A 14,556-nucleotide genomic window follows, 5' to 3' on the forward strand; every position below is an offset into this window, starting at 1 on the left:
GCACGCGGCCGGATACGCGGCAGATTGCGGCAGCGGAGCGGGCGTATGCGCAGTTGCGCGAGGGGCGGGTGGCGCGGTGGCCGCGGCTGCCGAGCCTGAGTTTGCGGGCGAAGATCATGGCGTTGACCAGTTCGTTGCTGGCGCTGGTGCTGGGGATGGAAGCCTGGCTGCGGCCGGAGTCCATGGGCATCGAAGCCGCTGCGCTGGTGGCCGGCAGTGGCGCGTGTGCGCTGGGCGTGGGTTGGTTATTGCGGCCGCTGGAGCATTTGACCGAGCGTGCCCGGCTGATTGCCGATAACCCGTTGAGCCAGGGCATTTATACCGGGCGGCGGGATCAGTTCGGGCAGATCGAGTTTGCCTTGCAGATGCTTGAAGCGCAGGTCGGCGCGGTGGTGGGGCGGATCGGTGATGCATCGCAGCGGCTGGCCGGGCATGCGGCGCAATTGGTGGATCATCTGCACAGCAGTCACACCAGCACGTTGGCGCAGCAGGCGGAAACCGATCAGGTGGCGGCGGCGATTCATCAGATGGCGGCCAGTGTGGCCGAGGTGGCCAGCCATGCGCAGCAGGCGTCGGTGGCGGCGGACATGGCGGGTACGGAAACCCGTGAAGGTCATCTGCTGGTGGGCGAGAGTCGCAGTGCAGTGTTGCGGCTGGCCGAGGAGTTGGGGCGGGCGACCGAGGTGATTCATCAGCTCGAAGGCCACAGCATCGAGATTTCCGGGGTGCTGGAGGTGATTCGCAGCATCGCCGAGCAAACCAATCTGCTGGCGCTCAACGCGGCGATCGAAGCGGCGCGGGCCGGGGATGCCGGGCGTGGGTTTGCGGTGGTCGCCGATGAGGTGCGTGGTCTGGCTCAGCGTACTCAGCAGTCGACCAACGAGATTCAACGGATGATCAGCACCCTGCAAAACGGCGCGCGGGATGCGGTGCTGGTGATGCAGCAGAGCAGCGAACATGTGGATAACAGCGTCGAACAGGCCCAGCGTGCGGCCCGGGCCCTGGACGGGATCAGCGGGCGGGTCGAGCAGATCACCGAGATGAGTCTGCAGATTGCGGCGGCGGTTGAAGAACAGAGCGCGGTGAGTGAGGACATCAACCGCAACATCGTCAGTATTCGCACGGCGTGCGAGCTGACGGTGGATGAAGGGCGCCAGAGCCAACTCAACTCACAGGATGTGGCGGGGCTGGCGGGGGATTTGCGTTCGCTGGCGCGGGAATTCTGGGGGCGGCGGCAGGGCGCTTAGGCCGCCCGCAGTGAGATGAACGCGTAAGTCTGCGGCGGCTCGGACACCACCTGTGCCCCGGCCGCCCGCACTTGCCCGGCAATGTCGTCGCCGGAGACATGGAACAGCCATTCGCTGGAAACTTCGCTCAATGGCTGCGCCGCGACCTGATCGATCACTGAGGCAAACGCGCCCATGTCCGGCAGGTACGCGGTAAACCCGTCGCCCTTGAGCGCGGTGGTGCGGATGCCGAGCAGGCCGCAGATCGCGTCCTTGATCCGGATGTCGTCGCGATCGGCCTGACGGGAGCGCTGGATCAGCGTCACCAGTTCCTGATCCACCAGTTCGCCGCCGACGATCAACTGCGGCCCTTGCTCCCAGGACTCTGGCGGACAGTCCTTGGCGGTGGGGTTCAGCGCAATGTGCGGATTGATTTCGGCGGGATAGATGCGGCACACCAGCGGCCGGCGCTCGTAGATGCGGCACAGCTTGTCTTCGTCAAGATTCCGGCAGGGGCCGACGTTGTAGGCGGCGAAAGTGATCGCCACATGGGCGTCGGACATTCCGCTGCGCACCACCGCCGAACGCCGCTGAGCGTGTTCGCGCTGCTGTTCCGGCAGGCCCAGGCCGTTGGCGAGAAACGCCTCCACCAGCACGATCACCTGACCGCCGTCAGCCGCCCACATGCGGGCTTCGGCCAGGGTCAGGGGCACGTGGTGATCGGTGCAGCATTTGCCGCAGCCTACGCAGGAAAAGGTCGTATTCATTGAGCGGGCAATCTTCAATCACGGTGTGAATCGGCGACATAAAGCCGCCGTACAGGCCCGGAGTGAAGCAAGTTGTGCGCCATTCGCTCAGGGTTTGGCGGTCGGGCGGATCGAGTCCCATTCGGTGACGAACGCGGTTTTCGACTTTTTGTTGTACAGGCACAGCTCGGTGCCTTGCTGGCCCTTCATGTGTTTTTGCGGGTACTGGCCTTGCAGCAACAGGGCGGTGTAGCCGACGCGGTCATCGAATTGCGCGGCGTTGCCGACCGGTTTGGCGTTTTTCAGGCCGCTGGCCTTGGTGCAGCCGGCGAGCACGGTTTTGTCGTAGGCCGCCCAGGCGTCGGGGCTGGAGGCGTGTGCAAACGGGGCGATGAGGCAAAGTACGGAGAGGGCGAGGCGTTTCATGGTTCGGGCATCCTTGGAGTGTTGATCGCCAAGGTTGGAGTATGCCGCAGGATTTTAGTTTGTCAGTCCGGCACCAATTCCCGGCGAACCACATACATTCCAGACCTTTCGTACAAGCGCTGCGCTCGCCGGTTGTCTTCCAGCACCTTCAGGTCGACAAATCCTTCGCGTCGATCCTGAAACGCCTTGAACGCATGAAGCAGCAACGCCCGACCCAATCCCCGACCTTGCGCCCGAGGATGCACCACCAGATTCTTGATGTAGGAACTGGTCCAGCATTGCGCCACGCCGATGACGCCTTCGGCATCGCTGGCGATGAAACACAGTGCAGGATCGTATTCCGGATCGTTTTCGAACTGCTGTTGCCAGGCGTCCAGCGCCGGCACCCGGCCACCGCCTTCGCGGTAACCGATTTGCATCAGTTCATGCACGGCGGATGCGCGTTCGGCGCTGTAGGTTGTGAGTTCGATACCGTTCGGCCATTCGATGGCGGGCACGTCCTGGCCCAGGTCGCGCCGCATCAGGAAGCAGAACGTCTCGCTCAAGAGTCAGTGGCCCTGAGCCGCGACGAATTTGGCCGCTTCGATCAGGCAGTGGGTCAGCTCGGGCGAGGAGAACTTGGTCAGCACACCGTTGGCGCCGGCGAGGCGGGCCTTTTCGCTGTTCATCGCGCTGTCGAGTGAGGTGTGCAGCAGCACGTAGAGGTGGGCGAAGTCCGGGGTTTCGCGCAGGGTGCGGGTGAAGGCGTAGCCGTCCATCTCGGACATTTCGATGTCGGAGACGATCAGGTTGATCTGCTGCGCCGTGCCTTGCAGGTCCAGCAGGCAGTCGATGGCTTCCTTGGCGCTGCGGGCGGTGTGGCATTGCAGGCCGAGGTTGCGCAGGGTGTGCACCGATTGCTGCAACGCGACCTGGCTGTCGTCGACCACCAGAATCCGTGCGTTGCCCAGCACTTCGGCGTCTTCCATGCTCAGCTCGGTCGGGGCCATTTCGATCTGCGCCGGGGCGATGCCGTGGATGACTTTTTCGATGTCCAGCACCTGCACCAGCGTGCCGTCCACCGAGGTCACGCCAGTGATGTAGGCGCGTGAACCGCCGGAACCGAACGGCGGCGGTTTGATGTCGGTGGTCAGGCAATGCACGATCTTGCTCACTGCCTGCACGTGCAGGCCCTGTTTCGAACGGCTGACGTCGGTGACGATCAGGCAGCCGCCGTTCGGGTCTTCCAGCGGCCGCTCGCCGATGGCGCGGCTCAGGTCGATCACCGACAGCGAAGCGCCGCGCAAAGTGGCGATGCCTTTGACGTGCGGATGCGACTCCGGCAGCTTGGTCAGCGGCGGGCAGGGGATGATTTCACTGACCTTCAGCAGGTTGATCGCCATCAGCTTGCCGCTGCGCAAGGTAAACAGCAGAAGCGAAAGTGAATCTGCGCGGGCTTTGTTGGAAGACATAAAAACCTTCTGTGGAAAAAGGTGAGCGGCGATCGCACGGATCGCCAGCAGGTATCGATGCCGGGTTATCGACTTGTAACCGGCAGGCTTTAGGGATTCTGGCGCCAATCCGACGGCGGGACTTTTATTTCATCCCCAAGCGCTTGGCCATCCGCGCCAGATTCGCCCGGTCCAGCCCCAGTTCACGCGCGGCACTGGCCCAGTTGTCCTGATTGCGCTCAAGTGCCGCGCTGATCAACTGCCGCTGATACTGCTCGGTGGCTGCACGCAGGTCACCGTTGATCAATGGCAGGGCGGCAGTCGTTTCGGACGGCATCGGCGAGTTATCCACAACCTCGCGCGGCAGATCGAGGTCCATCGCGCTCAGGCTGAGAATCTTCGGTCGCACCTTGCAGTTGCCCAGCGCCTTCAGCGCGCTGCGTCCGATCAAGTGTTCCAGTTCCCGCACGTTGCCTGGCCAGGTGTAGGTCAGCAGCGCCTCCTGGGCATCGCTGTTCAGGCGCAGGCTGTTGAGGCCCATGCGCGAGCGGTTCTGTTCCAGGAAATAGCCGCTGAGCAACAACACATCGCGCCCCCGGTCACGCAGCGCCGGCACTCGCAATGGGTAGACGCTTAGGCGATGGTAGAAGTCGGCGCGGTAGCGGCCGCTGCGCACTTCTTCGGCCAGGTCGCGGTTGGTCGCGGCGATCAGGCGCACGTCGACCTGATGCTCCTTGTCCGAACCCAGGCGCTGCAACTGGCCGCTCTGCAGCACCCGCAACAGCTTGGCCTGGACGGTCAGCGACAACTCGCCGACTTCATCGAGAAAAAGCGTGCCGCCGTTGGCCAGTTCGAACTTGCCGCGCCGGTCGCTGGTGGCGCCGGTGAAGGCGCCGCGCACGTGGCCGAACAGTTCGCTTTCCACCAGCGTGTCCGGCAGGGCCGCGCAGTTGAGGCTGATGATCGGTTTGTCGGCGCGCTTGGAGGCGGCGTGGATCGCCTGGGCCACCAGTTCCTTGCCGACCCCGGTTTCGCCGGTGATCAGCACGGTCAGGTCGCTGCCGCCCACCAGATTGATTTCTTCGACCAGCCGTTTATGCGCTTTGCTCTGGCCGATCATTTCGCGATTCTGCTGACCGCTGGCCTGGCGATAGACCTCGGCACGCTGGTGTTCGTCTTCGGCGCGGGTCGCCAGACGCTCGATGCGTTCGGCGGCGTTGACCGTGGCCGAAGCGAGGCTGGCGAAGGCTTGCAGGGCGTCGAGTTCGATCGGTTCGAAGCGCTCCGGATCGAGGGCGTCGAGGGTGATCAGGCCCCAGAGTTTTTCATCGACGAACAACGGACAGCCGAGGCAATCGTGAACTTCAAGATGATCGTCGAGGCCGTCGACCAGTCCGTCGTACGGATCGGGCAGATCGCTGTCGGCGGCGAAACGGGTCGGCCCTTCGCCGGCCAACAGCACTTCAAAGCGCGGGTGTTCGCTGACCTTGAAACGGCGGCCGAGGGTGTCGGTACTCAAGCCGTCCACGGCCAGCGGCACCAGCCATTCACCGTCGAGGCGCAACAATGCGGCGGCATCGCAGGGCAGCAGGGCGCGCATGGCTTCGAGCAGGCGTCGGTAGCGCTCGCCTTCGGGCAATTCGCGGGACAGGTCGGAGACCAGTGGGAGCAGGGCGGTGAGCAATGATTTGGCGGACATAGGCTTGTAGTCAAAGAGACATGTTGTAGTCGAAGCGACTATAGAGGTGCTTGTGTCGATCTGACTACATAATTTTCAAGCTATTGATTTATATAGAAAAAATAGTTGGCATGAATACTGGAATGGGTAGGGCACTTTTAGAGAAAGCTCAGGAGCCACCCTTATGCTTAGCGTCCAGGATCGAGCCATCATCAAGTCCACCGTGCCTCTGCTGGAAAGCGGCGGTGAAGCGCTGATCACCCACTTCTACCGGATGATGCTCTCCGAGTACCCGGAAGTCCGCCCGCTGTTCAACCAGGCTCACCAGGCCAGCGGCGATCAGCCCCGCGCCCTGGCCAACGGCGTGTTGATGTACGCCCGTCACATCGATCAACTCGACCAGTTGGGCGATCTTGTGGCCAAGATCATCAACAAGCACGTGGCGTTGCAGATTCTGCCGGAACACTACCCGATCGTTGGCACCTGCCTGCTGCGCGCCATCTCCGAAGTGCTCGGCGAAGAAATCGCCACGCCGGAGGTGATGAGCGCCTGGGGCGCGGCTTACGGTCAGTTGGCCGAGATTCTGATCGGTGCCGAAACCGCCATTTATGACCAGAAAGAGCAAGCCGTCGGCGGCTGGCGCGGGGCACGGGAGTTCATCGTCGCGGCCAAGGTCGAGGAGAGCGCGGAAATCATTTCGTTCTACTTTGAACCGGCGGACAAAGGCCCGATCCTCGCAGCCGAACCTGGCCAGTACATCGGCATGAAGCTGGTGCTCGACGGTGAGGAAATCCGCCGCAACTATTCGCTGTCGGCCCTGGCCAACAAAGGCCAATACCGCATCAGCGTCAAACGCGAACCGGGCGGCCGTGCCTCCAATTACCTGCATGATCAACTGCATGTCGGCGCCAGTATTCAGCTGTTCCCGCCATCGGGTGAGTTCACCCTGACTGCCAGCGACAAACCGCTGGTGCTGATCAGCGGCGGCGTCGGCATCACTCCGACACTGGCGATGCTGGAAGCGGCGCTGGAAACCGAGCGTCCGGTGTACTTCATCCACAGTGCGCGCAATGGCAGCGTGCATGCGTTCCGCGACTGGATCGACGGGCTGGCCGCGCGTCATCCGCAGCTCAAGCGCTTCTATTGCTACGCCGAAGATGATGGTGTGAGCCCGGCGGCGGACAAGGTCGGGTTGTTGAGCGAGGAGCAACTGGGCGAGTGGCTGCCGGCGGAGCGTGATGTGGACGCTTACTTCCTTGGGCCGAAAGGTTTCATGGGGGCGATCAAGCGTCATCTGAAGGCGCTGGGTGTGCCTGAGAAGCAGAGCCGGTATGAGTTCTTCGGACCGGCTGCTGCTTTGGAATGATCTGAAACCGGGTTGCCTTCATCGCGGGCTTGCCCGCGATGGGGGCATCGCTAACTTGATTCTTAAATTCTGTTTAAAGGTTAATCGTTTCTTAACCGGTTTATCGTTTATTCCCCGATGCTGATGATAGGCGCTCGTTCGTTTACATGATCAGGATCGCCCCCATGTCGCACTTCGCCTCTTCCCGTCGTTTCAGCCTGGCCACTTTGGGCCTGTCGGTTGCCTTGCTGTCCAGTCCGTTCGCGTTCGCCGAATCCGCCTTGATCGAACCCCAGACCCTGATCGTCGATCAGAGCCTGCCCAAGGCGCAGCGAGATGCAATGGAACTGGCGGCGCGGCGTTACGGCAGTTTCTGGAACACGGGCGAAGAGGCGTTGGCCACCGCTGCCCTGTCGCCGCAGTTCGTCGACAAGACCCCGCCGGAAGGCCGGGTGCAGGGGCCGACCGGGCCGCTGCTGGCGTCGAAGTTCTTTCGCACGGCGGTGCCGGACTTGAGATGCGAGATCGAGCAAATGATCGTTGCCGGGGATCACGTGGTGGTGCATCTGCACTTTCGCGGGCATTTCACCGGCACGTTCAAGGCTCTCAAAGGGCAGGGCCAGCGTGTAGACTTCCGGGCAACCGATATCTATCAGATCGACAACGGTCGCATCGCGGCCAATTGGCATATCGAAGACAACATCAGTCTGATGGCGCAACTGCAAGCGCAGCCGCCGGCCAGCTGAACCATGGACATGAAAGGGAAACGCGATGAGCGAGGAAACGATTCGATTGGGACGTGAGCGGCGCTATCTGGTGTTGCTGGGCATCATCTGCCTGGCACTGATCGGCGGCGCGCTGTACATGCAGATCGTGCTGGGCGAGGCGCCGTGCCCGCTGTGCATCCTGCAGCGTTATGCGTTGCTGCTGATCGCGCTGTTCGCGTTCATCGGCGCGGCCATGCGCACCCGGCGCAGCATCACCGTGTTCGAGGTGCTGGTGGTGATTTGCGCCATCGCCGGCGCTGGTGTCGCCGGGCATCACGTGTACACCCAGTTCTATCCGGCGGTGAGCTGCGGCATCGATGTGTTGCAGCCGATCGTCGATGACCTGCCGCTGGCGAAGATCTTCCCGCTGGGCTTCCAGGTCGACGGTTTCTGCTCGACGCCGTACCCGCCGATCCTCGGTCTGTCGCTGGCGCAATGGGCACTCGTGGCCTTCGTGCTGGTGGTGATCCTGGTGCCGCTGCTGATCTCGCGTAACCGAAAAGCGTTGCGCTGAATCAACTTTTCGGCGCGTGCGCCGATAAAACAAACGCCTCGATTTGCGGTGACGCGAATCGAGGCGTTTTGCATTTCAGGGTCTGTGTGAAAACACCGTGACGAACGGCAAGGAAGGGTGCGACAGGTGTGCGACATGTTGTCACACAGGCCGGGTCGCAGCTCGTTTCACAGGCCCGGATTGGAGTGCTGTTACAAAAAAGGATTGGTCTGTTTCAGCGTTTTTCGGTTTTTGCACGCGTGTGCCGGATCAGGCAGTTTTAACAGACGCTGGCAGATGGCCAAAAGCCTTGGCATATCGGGCTTTGCGCGGATTGCGCCGTGGGAAAAAGCCCTCGGAGCTGTCTGAACTGAGGCCGATAGACCTACATTTTTTGGTGTTTTTGTTGAGAATCGATTTCGATAACATACGGAACTTTTGCAAAAACGGTGATGGATTGTTGCTCTGAGCGATAAAAATTATTTCGGGATAAGACATGGTGTATAGGGCGCTACCTATCTACAATCGCCCGCACTGAATTCCCGGCACTGTTCAGCCTTTATTAAGGAGGCGAGCAGGAAGTCGGGTGTCGGGCAGCCGAGAGGCTTGCGAGACACCCAGGTGTCGGTGCCTTCCAACTTTCCGCACCAAATGGAATTGGTCTGTAACAAGGCCTTTGACCACGAATTCGAATAAGAACTGACCGCTGTCCCAGGTTTTGTCGAGCGTCTGACGCGCGACGGGCAGCCCTTATTCAATCCAAAGAAAATGCCAACCCTTGGCAGGGTGAAGTGTTGGCGATCAAAACCCAACTGCATTGCGCAAGCTGCTTTAGAGGTCGTGAGATGAGTAAAAACAGGTACCCCAGATTACTAGGCCTAGTGCCGCTGCTCGGCACGTTGTTGCTGGGAGGCTGCAACATGACCTTGCTCAATCCAACGGGCCAGGTCGGCCTGGAACAGCGCAACCTGATCATCACCGCCACGCTGCTGATGCTGTTGGTTGTTGTGCCGGTCATCGTCATGACCTTCCTGTTCGCCTGGAAGTACCGCGCCTCGAACAAGAACGCCGTCTACACCCCGAAATGGTCGCACTCGACCAAGATCGAAGTGGCCGTCTGGACCATCCCGGTCCTGATCATCATTGCCCTGGGTTACATCACCTACAAGTCGACCCACTCGCTGGATCCGTATCGTCCGATCGAATCCGACGTCAAGCCAGTGACTATCGAAGTGGTCGCGCTGGACTGGAAGTGGCTGTTCATCTACCCGGAACAAGGCATTGCCACGGTCAACAAGATCGTGTTCCCGGCGCACACGCCAGTTAATTTCCGGATCACTTCGGACGCGGTGATGAACTCGTTCTTCATCCCGGGCCTGGGCGGCCAGATCTATGCGATGGCGGGCATGACCACCAAGCTGCACCTGATCGCTGACCGCAACGCTGAAATGGACGGTATCTCCGCCAACTACAGCGGCGCTGGTTTCACCGGTATGAAATTCAAAGCGATCGCAACTTCTCAGGAAGATTTCGACGCCTGGGTAAGTGAAGTCAAAAAGGCACCTAAACAGCTTGAAGCCGCTGAATACGCAGCCCTTGCCAAGCCAAGCCAGAACAATCCAGTCGAGCTCTACTCCTCGGTCACGCCGAACCTGTTCCAGACCATCGTCGACAAGTACGAAGGCATGAAACCAGGCAAGCCGCTGAAGCACGAGAAGAAAGAGAAAGAAGTGGCGGCAACGGATATGGACTCGAATTCGCATTCAGCTGCCGGGGCAGAGGAGTAAACGATGTTTGGTAAATTAAGTTGGGAAGCGATCCCTTTCCACGAGCCGATCGTGATGGTCACCATCTCGATGATCGCGCTCGGTGGTCTGGCGTTGTTCGCTGCAATCACCTACTTCAAGAAGTGGACTTACCTGTGGACCGAGTGGCTGACGTCGGTCGACCACAAGAAAATCGGCGTGATGTACATCATCGTCGCCATGGTCATGCTGCTGCGCGGTTTTGCCGACGCCATCATGATGCGTACCCAGCTGGCCATGGCCACCGAGGGTTCGCCTGGCTATCTGCCACCTGAACACTATGACCAGATCTTCACCGCTCACGGTGTGATCATGATCATCTTCATGGCGATGCCATTCTTCACCGGCCTGATGAACCTTGCAGTGCCGCTGCAGATCGGCGCACGTGACGTTGCGTTCCCGTTCCTGAACTCCCTGAGCTTCTGGCTGCTGGTGTCCGGCGTCGTGCTGATCAACCTGTCCCTGGGCGTCGGCGAATTCGCCAAGACCGGCTGGGTTGCCTATCCACCGCTGTCGGGTCTGCAATACAGCCCTGGCGTGGGGATGGACTACTACATCTGGGCGCTACAGCTATCGGGTCTGGGTACAACGTTAACCGGGGTCAACTTCCTCGCGACCGTGCTGAAAATGCGTACCCCTGGCATGAAACTGATGGACATGCCGATCTTCACCTGGACCTGCACCTGGGCAAACGTTCTGATCGTGGCTTCGTTCCCGATCCTGACCGCTACCCTGGCACTGCTGACCCTTGACCGTTACATGGATTTCCACATTTTCACCAATGAACTTGGTGGCAATCCAATGATGTACGTCAACCTGTTCTGGGCATGGGGCCACCCTGAGGTTTACATCCTGATCCTGCCGGCATTCGGCATTTTCTCGGAAGTCATCTCGGCCTTCACCGGCAAGAAACTGTTCGGCCACCACTCGATGATCTACGCCTCGGGCGCGATCTCGGTACTGGGCTTCATGGTTTGGCTGCACCACTTCTTCACCATGGGTTCGGGTGCCAGCGTCAACGCCTTCTTCGGTCTGGCGACGATGCTGATTTCCATCCCGACGGGTGTGAAACTGTTCAACTGGCTGTTCACCATCTACCAGGGCCGTCTGCGCTTCACCAGCCAGGTTCTGTGGACCCTGGGCTTCATGGTGACCTTCGCCATCGGCGGCATGACCGGCGTACTGCTGGCCATCCCGGGTGCTGACTTCGTTCTGCACAACAGCCTGTTCGTGATCGCTCACTTCCACAACGTGATCATCGGCGGCGCGGTATTCGGCTACATCGCAGGTTTCGGCTTCTACTTCCCGAAAGCGTTCGGCTTCAAGCTGCACGAAGGCTGGGGTAAAGCAGCGTTCTGGTTCTGGATCTCGGGCTTCTTCGTCGCGTTCATGCCGCTCTACGCTCTGGGCTTCATGGGCATGACCCGTCGTCTGAACGCCACCACCAACCCTGAATGGGTACCGTACCTGTACGTTGCCATGTTCGGTGCGGTGATGATCGCTGTGGGTATCGCCTGCCAGCTGATCCAGCTGTACGTGTCGGTGCGTGACCGCAACAAGCCGGAAAACATGTGCGAACACGGTGACCCGTGGAATGCCCATACCCTGGAATGGTCGACCTCGTCGCCACCTCCGTTCTACAACTTCGCTGTACTGCCAAAAGCAGACTGCATCGATCCGTTCACCGAGGCCAAGGAAAACGGTACCGCGTACAAGGCACCAGCCAAGTACGAACCGATCCACATGCCGAACAACACCGCCACTGGCGTGGTGATGGGCGCACTGCTGACCGTGTTCGGTTTCGCGATGATCTGGCACATCTGGTGGTTGGCGATCGCCAGCCTGGCCGGCACTGTCATCTACTTCGTGATCCACGCAGCACGTGACGATCAGGGCTACATGGTGCCGGTTGAAACAATCGAGCGCATCGAAGCCGAGCAGCACAAGCGTCTGGTAGCGGCCGGGAAGATCCCTGCTTCCGCAACCCGTGTTGAAACCAAGTTGGAACAGGCTTAAACAATGTCGAACTTAGTGACCAATGCTGGACACGCCCATGGTCATGACCATGGGCACGATGACCATCACCACGACTCGGGCGAGATGACCGTATACGGTTTCTGGCTCTACCTGATGACCGACTGCATTCTGTTTGCGTCGATCTTCGCGGTGTACGCGGTACTGGTAAACAACGTCGCCGGTGGCCCGTCGGGCCACGACATCTTCGAACTGCCATACGTGCTGGGCGAAACCGCTCTGCTGTTGTTCAGTTCGATCACCTACGGCTTCGCCATGCTGGCGTTGTACAAGGGTAAAAAGCAGCAGGTTCTGGGCTGGTTGTTCATGACCTTCCTGCTCGGCGCAGGCTTCATCGCCATGGAGATCAACGAGTTCCACCTGCTGATCTCCGAGGGCTTCGGTCCTAGCCGTTCGGGCTTCCTGTCGGCGTTCTTCACGCTGGTCGGTACCCACGGTCTGCACGTGTCCGCCGGTCTGATCTGGATGGGCATCATGATGTACCAGGTCAACAAGCACGGCCTGACGGCGACCAACAAGACCCGTCTGAGCTGCCTGAGCCTGTTCTGGCACTTCCTGGACGTGGTGTGGATCTGCGTATTCACCGTTGTTTACCTGATGGGGACCCTGTAATGGCTAATGCACACTCCCATGACAGCCATGATGCTGGCCACGGCAGCGTAAAGTCGTACGCCATCGGCTTCATCCTGTCGGTAATCCTGACCGTCATCCCGTTCGGCCTGGTGATGTACCCGACCCTGCCGAAGTCGACGACGCTGGCAATCGTCCTGCTGTTCGCGGTGATCCAGGTGATCGTTCACCTGTATTACTTCCTGCACCTGGACCGTTCCATCGCTCAACGTAACAACGTGATTGCGTTCGTCTTTACGGCCATCGTGATCGTGCTGCTGGTCGGTCTGTCGCTGTGGATCATGTTCAGCATCCACACCTACATGATGGCGAAGTGAGGTAAACCCGATGTCGCTCAAGCACTTTATCCAAATCACCAAACCGGGGATCATTTTCGGTAACGTGCTTTCTGTGGCAGGCGGGTTCTTCCTGGCCTCGAAAGGGCATGTCGATCTGGCCGTGTTTCTGGCAGCCATGATCGGCACTTCCCTGGTTGTGGCCTCCGGTTGCGTGTTCAACAACTGCATCGACCGCGACATCGACCTGAAGATGGAACGCACCAAGAACCGGGTGCTGGTCCAGGGCTTGATCTCCCTGAAACTGGCCCTGGTCTATGCAACCGTCCTGGGTGTCGCCGGCGTAGCGTTGCTGTACAAGGTGGCCAACCCGTTGGCCGCATTGTTCGCCGTGATCGGCTTCATCATCTACGTCGGCTTCTACAGCCTGTACCTCAAGCGCAAGTCGGTTCACGGCACGCTGGTGGGCAGTCTGTCGGGCGCCATGCCGCCGGTGATCGGTTACGTGGCCGTGACCAATAGCTTCGACATGGCCGCGCTGACCCTGCTGGTGATGTTCAGTCTGTGGCAGATGCCGCATTCCTACGCCATCGCGATCTTCCGCTTCAACGATTACCTGGCCGCATCGATTCCGGTGCTGCCAGTGAAGCGCGGAATCCAGGTGGCCAAGAAGCACATCCTGATCTACATCCTGGCCTTCCTCGTGGCGACCTTGATGCTGACCTTCAGCGGTTACGCCGGCATGAGCTACCTCGCCGTCGCCGCGGCCATGGGCATGTACTGGCTGTACATGGCCTGGACCGGCTACAAGGCGGTGGATGACACGGTCTGGGCACGCAAGCTGTTCGTCTTCTCGATCTTCACCATCACCGCGTTGAGCGTCATGATGTCTCTGGACTTCAAGGTGCCGACCGAGCTGCTGCTGACGTACGCGCCGTAAGGTTCGAACGTTGTACGAGAAACCCCGTTCATCGAGAGATGAGCGGGGTTTTTTGTTGCTCGGATGATGGAGAAACGACGTCCTTTGTCGTTAACAGACTCTCTCCCAAAAGGGTGGGGTAATCAGCCATTCCATCGAAACGACTAGCTAGAAATCGACAGGTTGCGGTCGATAGGCAAAAGCCCTAGATTCGGATCCAACTACATGCATCGATCAAGAGGCTGGGCGAAATGACTGAGAGGATGACCTGCGACGAGCGCTTCATTGCCCTGGCAAAAGAGCTGAATTACGACATCAACGGTGAGAACACGGTGGGTGGCAATTACGCGCCATTGATCCGTCATCGCGATGAAATCTACATCAGCGGCATGGTGCCGCGCACCGAGGGCAAGATTCAGTATCCTGGGCGAGTGGGGCAGGAGTTGACGCTCAAGGATGCGCAGGCGGCGGCAAGCATCAGCGCGATGCGCTGTCTGGCCTTTATCGTCGATGCAGTCGGTTCGCTGGACAAGGTCAGGTCGTTGTTGCGGGTCACGGTGTACGTGAAGTCCACGCCGGATTTCGTTGACCTCAGCGAAGTCGCCAACGGCGCATCGGATGTATTCAGTTATGTGTTGGGCGATGTCGGGCGACACACCCGCACCACCGTCGGCGTCTATCAGTTGCCGAAAAACGCAGCCATCGAAGTCGATATGATCGCCGCAGTGCATCCTTCGGCGTAATCGCTGAAAGCCGCACAACAAAAAGCCCCGCCTGAATGT

The 14,556-nt window shown here is 59.9% G+C and carries 15 protein-coding genes; 10 read left to right on the top strand and 5 right to left on the bottom strand.

The features are described from left to right. Positions 1-182 precede the first annotated feature (182 nt). The gene (locus QRN46_RS00250; RefSeq protein WP_373423138.1) at positions 183-1,247 is read left to right on the top strand and encodes a methyl-accepting chemotaxis protein; all 1,065 of its coding nucleotides are present in this window, start codon (positions 183-185) and stop codon (positions 1,245-1,247) included. Here the strand turns inward: QRN46_RS00250 and QRN46_RS00255 are convergent. From QRN46_RS00255 to norR, 5 genes are all read right to left on the bottom strand, one after another. Then, on the bottom strand, positions 1,244-1,993 hold the full coding sequence (locus QRN46_RS00255) for a YkgJ family cysteine cluster protein (protein ID WP_285354159.1): 750 nt from the start codon (positions 1,991-1,993) through the stop codon (positions 1,244-1,246). The two genes, QRN46_RS00250 and QRN46_RS00255, sit on opposite strands and share 4 nt — an antisense overlap. Positions 1,994-2,080: 87 nt before the next feature. Continuing rightward, the gene (locus QRN46_RS00260; protein WP_221615262.1) at positions 2,081-2,398 is read right to left on the bottom strand and encodes a hypothetical protein; all 318 of its coding nucleotides are present in this window, start codon (positions 2,396-2,398) and stop codon (positions 2,081-2,083) included. Between the two features lie 62 nt (positions 2,399-2,460). Then, positions 2,461-2,919, bottom strand: a complete 459-nt coding sequence (locus tag QRN46_RS00265) for a GNAT family N-acetyltransferase (RefSeq protein ID WP_221615432.1) — start codon at positions 2,917-2,919, stop codon at positions 2,461-2,463. A 27-nt stretch (positions 2,920-2,946) separates the two neighbouring features. Beyond that, a complete protein-coding gene (locus QRN46_RS00270) occupies positions 2,947-3,849 on the bottom strand; it encodes a chemotaxis protein CheV (protein WP_007956731.1) in 903 nt (300 codons plus the stop codon). 124 nt (positions 3,850-3,973) lie between these two features. Further along, on the bottom strand, positions 3,974-5,527 hold the full coding sequence (gene norR / locus QRN46_RS00275; RefSeq protein ID WP_285354160.1) for a nitric oxide reductase transcriptional regulator NorR: 1,554 nt from the start codon (positions 5,525-5,527) through the stop codon (positions 3,974-3,976). Between the two features lie 163 nt (positions 5,528-5,690). On the opposite strand from norR, the gene hmpA reads away from it, so the two are divergent. From hmpA to QRN46_RS00320, 9 genes are all read left to right on the top strand, one after another. Next, a complete protein-coding gene (hmpA, locus tag QRN46_RS00280; RefSeq protein WP_285354161.1) occupies positions 5,691-6,872 on the top strand; it encodes an NO-inducible flavohemoprotein in 1,182 nt (393 codons plus the stop codon). A 164-nt stretch (positions 6,873-7,036) separates the two neighbouring features. Beyond that, entirely contained in the window at positions 7,037-7,597 is a 561-nt protein-coding gene (locus tag QRN46_RS00285; RefSeq protein ID WP_201816453.1) for an ester cyclase, read from the top strand. Positions 7,598-7,622: 25 nt separating this feature from the next. Continuing rightward, positions 7,623-8,132 (top strand): disulfide bond formation protein B, encoded by a 510-nt coding sequence (locus QRN46_RS00290; RefSeq protein ID WP_201816442.1) that lies wholly within the window; start codon positions 7,623-7,625, stop codon positions 8,130-8,132. 824 nt (positions 8,133-8,956) lie between these two features. Beyond that, positions 8,957-9,898, top strand: a complete 942-nt coding sequence (gene cyoA / locus QRN46_RS00295) for a ubiquinol oxidase subunit II (RefSeq protein ID WP_011335843.1) — start codon at positions 8,957-8,959, stop codon at positions 9,896-9,898. Positions 9,899-9,901: 3 nt separating this feature from the next. After that, positions 9,902-11,932, top strand: a complete 2,031-nt coding sequence (gene cyoB, locus QRN46_RS00300) for a cytochrome o ubiquinol oxidase subunit I (RefSeq protein ID WP_007956721.1) — start codon at positions 9,902-9,904, stop codon at positions 11,930-11,932. A gap of 3 nt (positions 11,933-11,935) precedes the next feature. Further along, positions 11,936-12,562 (top strand): cytochrome o ubiquinol oxidase subunit III, encoded by a 627-nt coding sequence (locus QRN46_RS00305; protein WP_007956720.1) that lies wholly within the window; start codon positions 11,936-11,938, stop codon positions 12,560-12,562. Further along, complete coding sequence (cyoD, locus tag QRN46_RS00310; protein WP_011335842.1) at positions 12,562-12,897, top strand: cytochrome o ubiquinol oxidase subunit IV; 336 nt, start codon at positions 12,562-12,564, stop codon at positions 12,895-12,897. Before QRN46_RS00305 ends, cyoD begins: the two co-directional genes overlap by 1 nt. 10 nt (positions 12,898-12,907) lie before the next feature. Further along, entirely contained in the window at positions 12,908-13,795 is an 888-nt protein-coding gene (gene cyoE / locus QRN46_RS00315) for a heme o synthase (RefSeq protein ID WP_007956716.1), read from the top strand. A 230-nt stretch (positions 13,796-14,025) separates the two neighbouring features. Beyond that, positions 14,026-14,517 (top strand): RidA family protein, encoded by a 492-nt coding sequence (locus tag QRN46_RS00320; protein WP_011335841.1) that lies wholly within the window; start codon positions 14,026-14,028, stop codon positions 14,515-14,517. The last annotated feature ends 39 nt before the right edge of the window (positions 14,518-14,556 follow it).

The organism is Pseudomonas sp. lyk4-R2A-10, from assembly GCF_030209075.1.
In the GTDB taxonomy this organism is placed as follows: domain Bacteria; phylum Pseudomonadota; class Gammaproteobacteria; order Pseudomonadales; family Pseudomonadaceae; genus Aquipseudomonas; species Aquipseudomonas glycinae.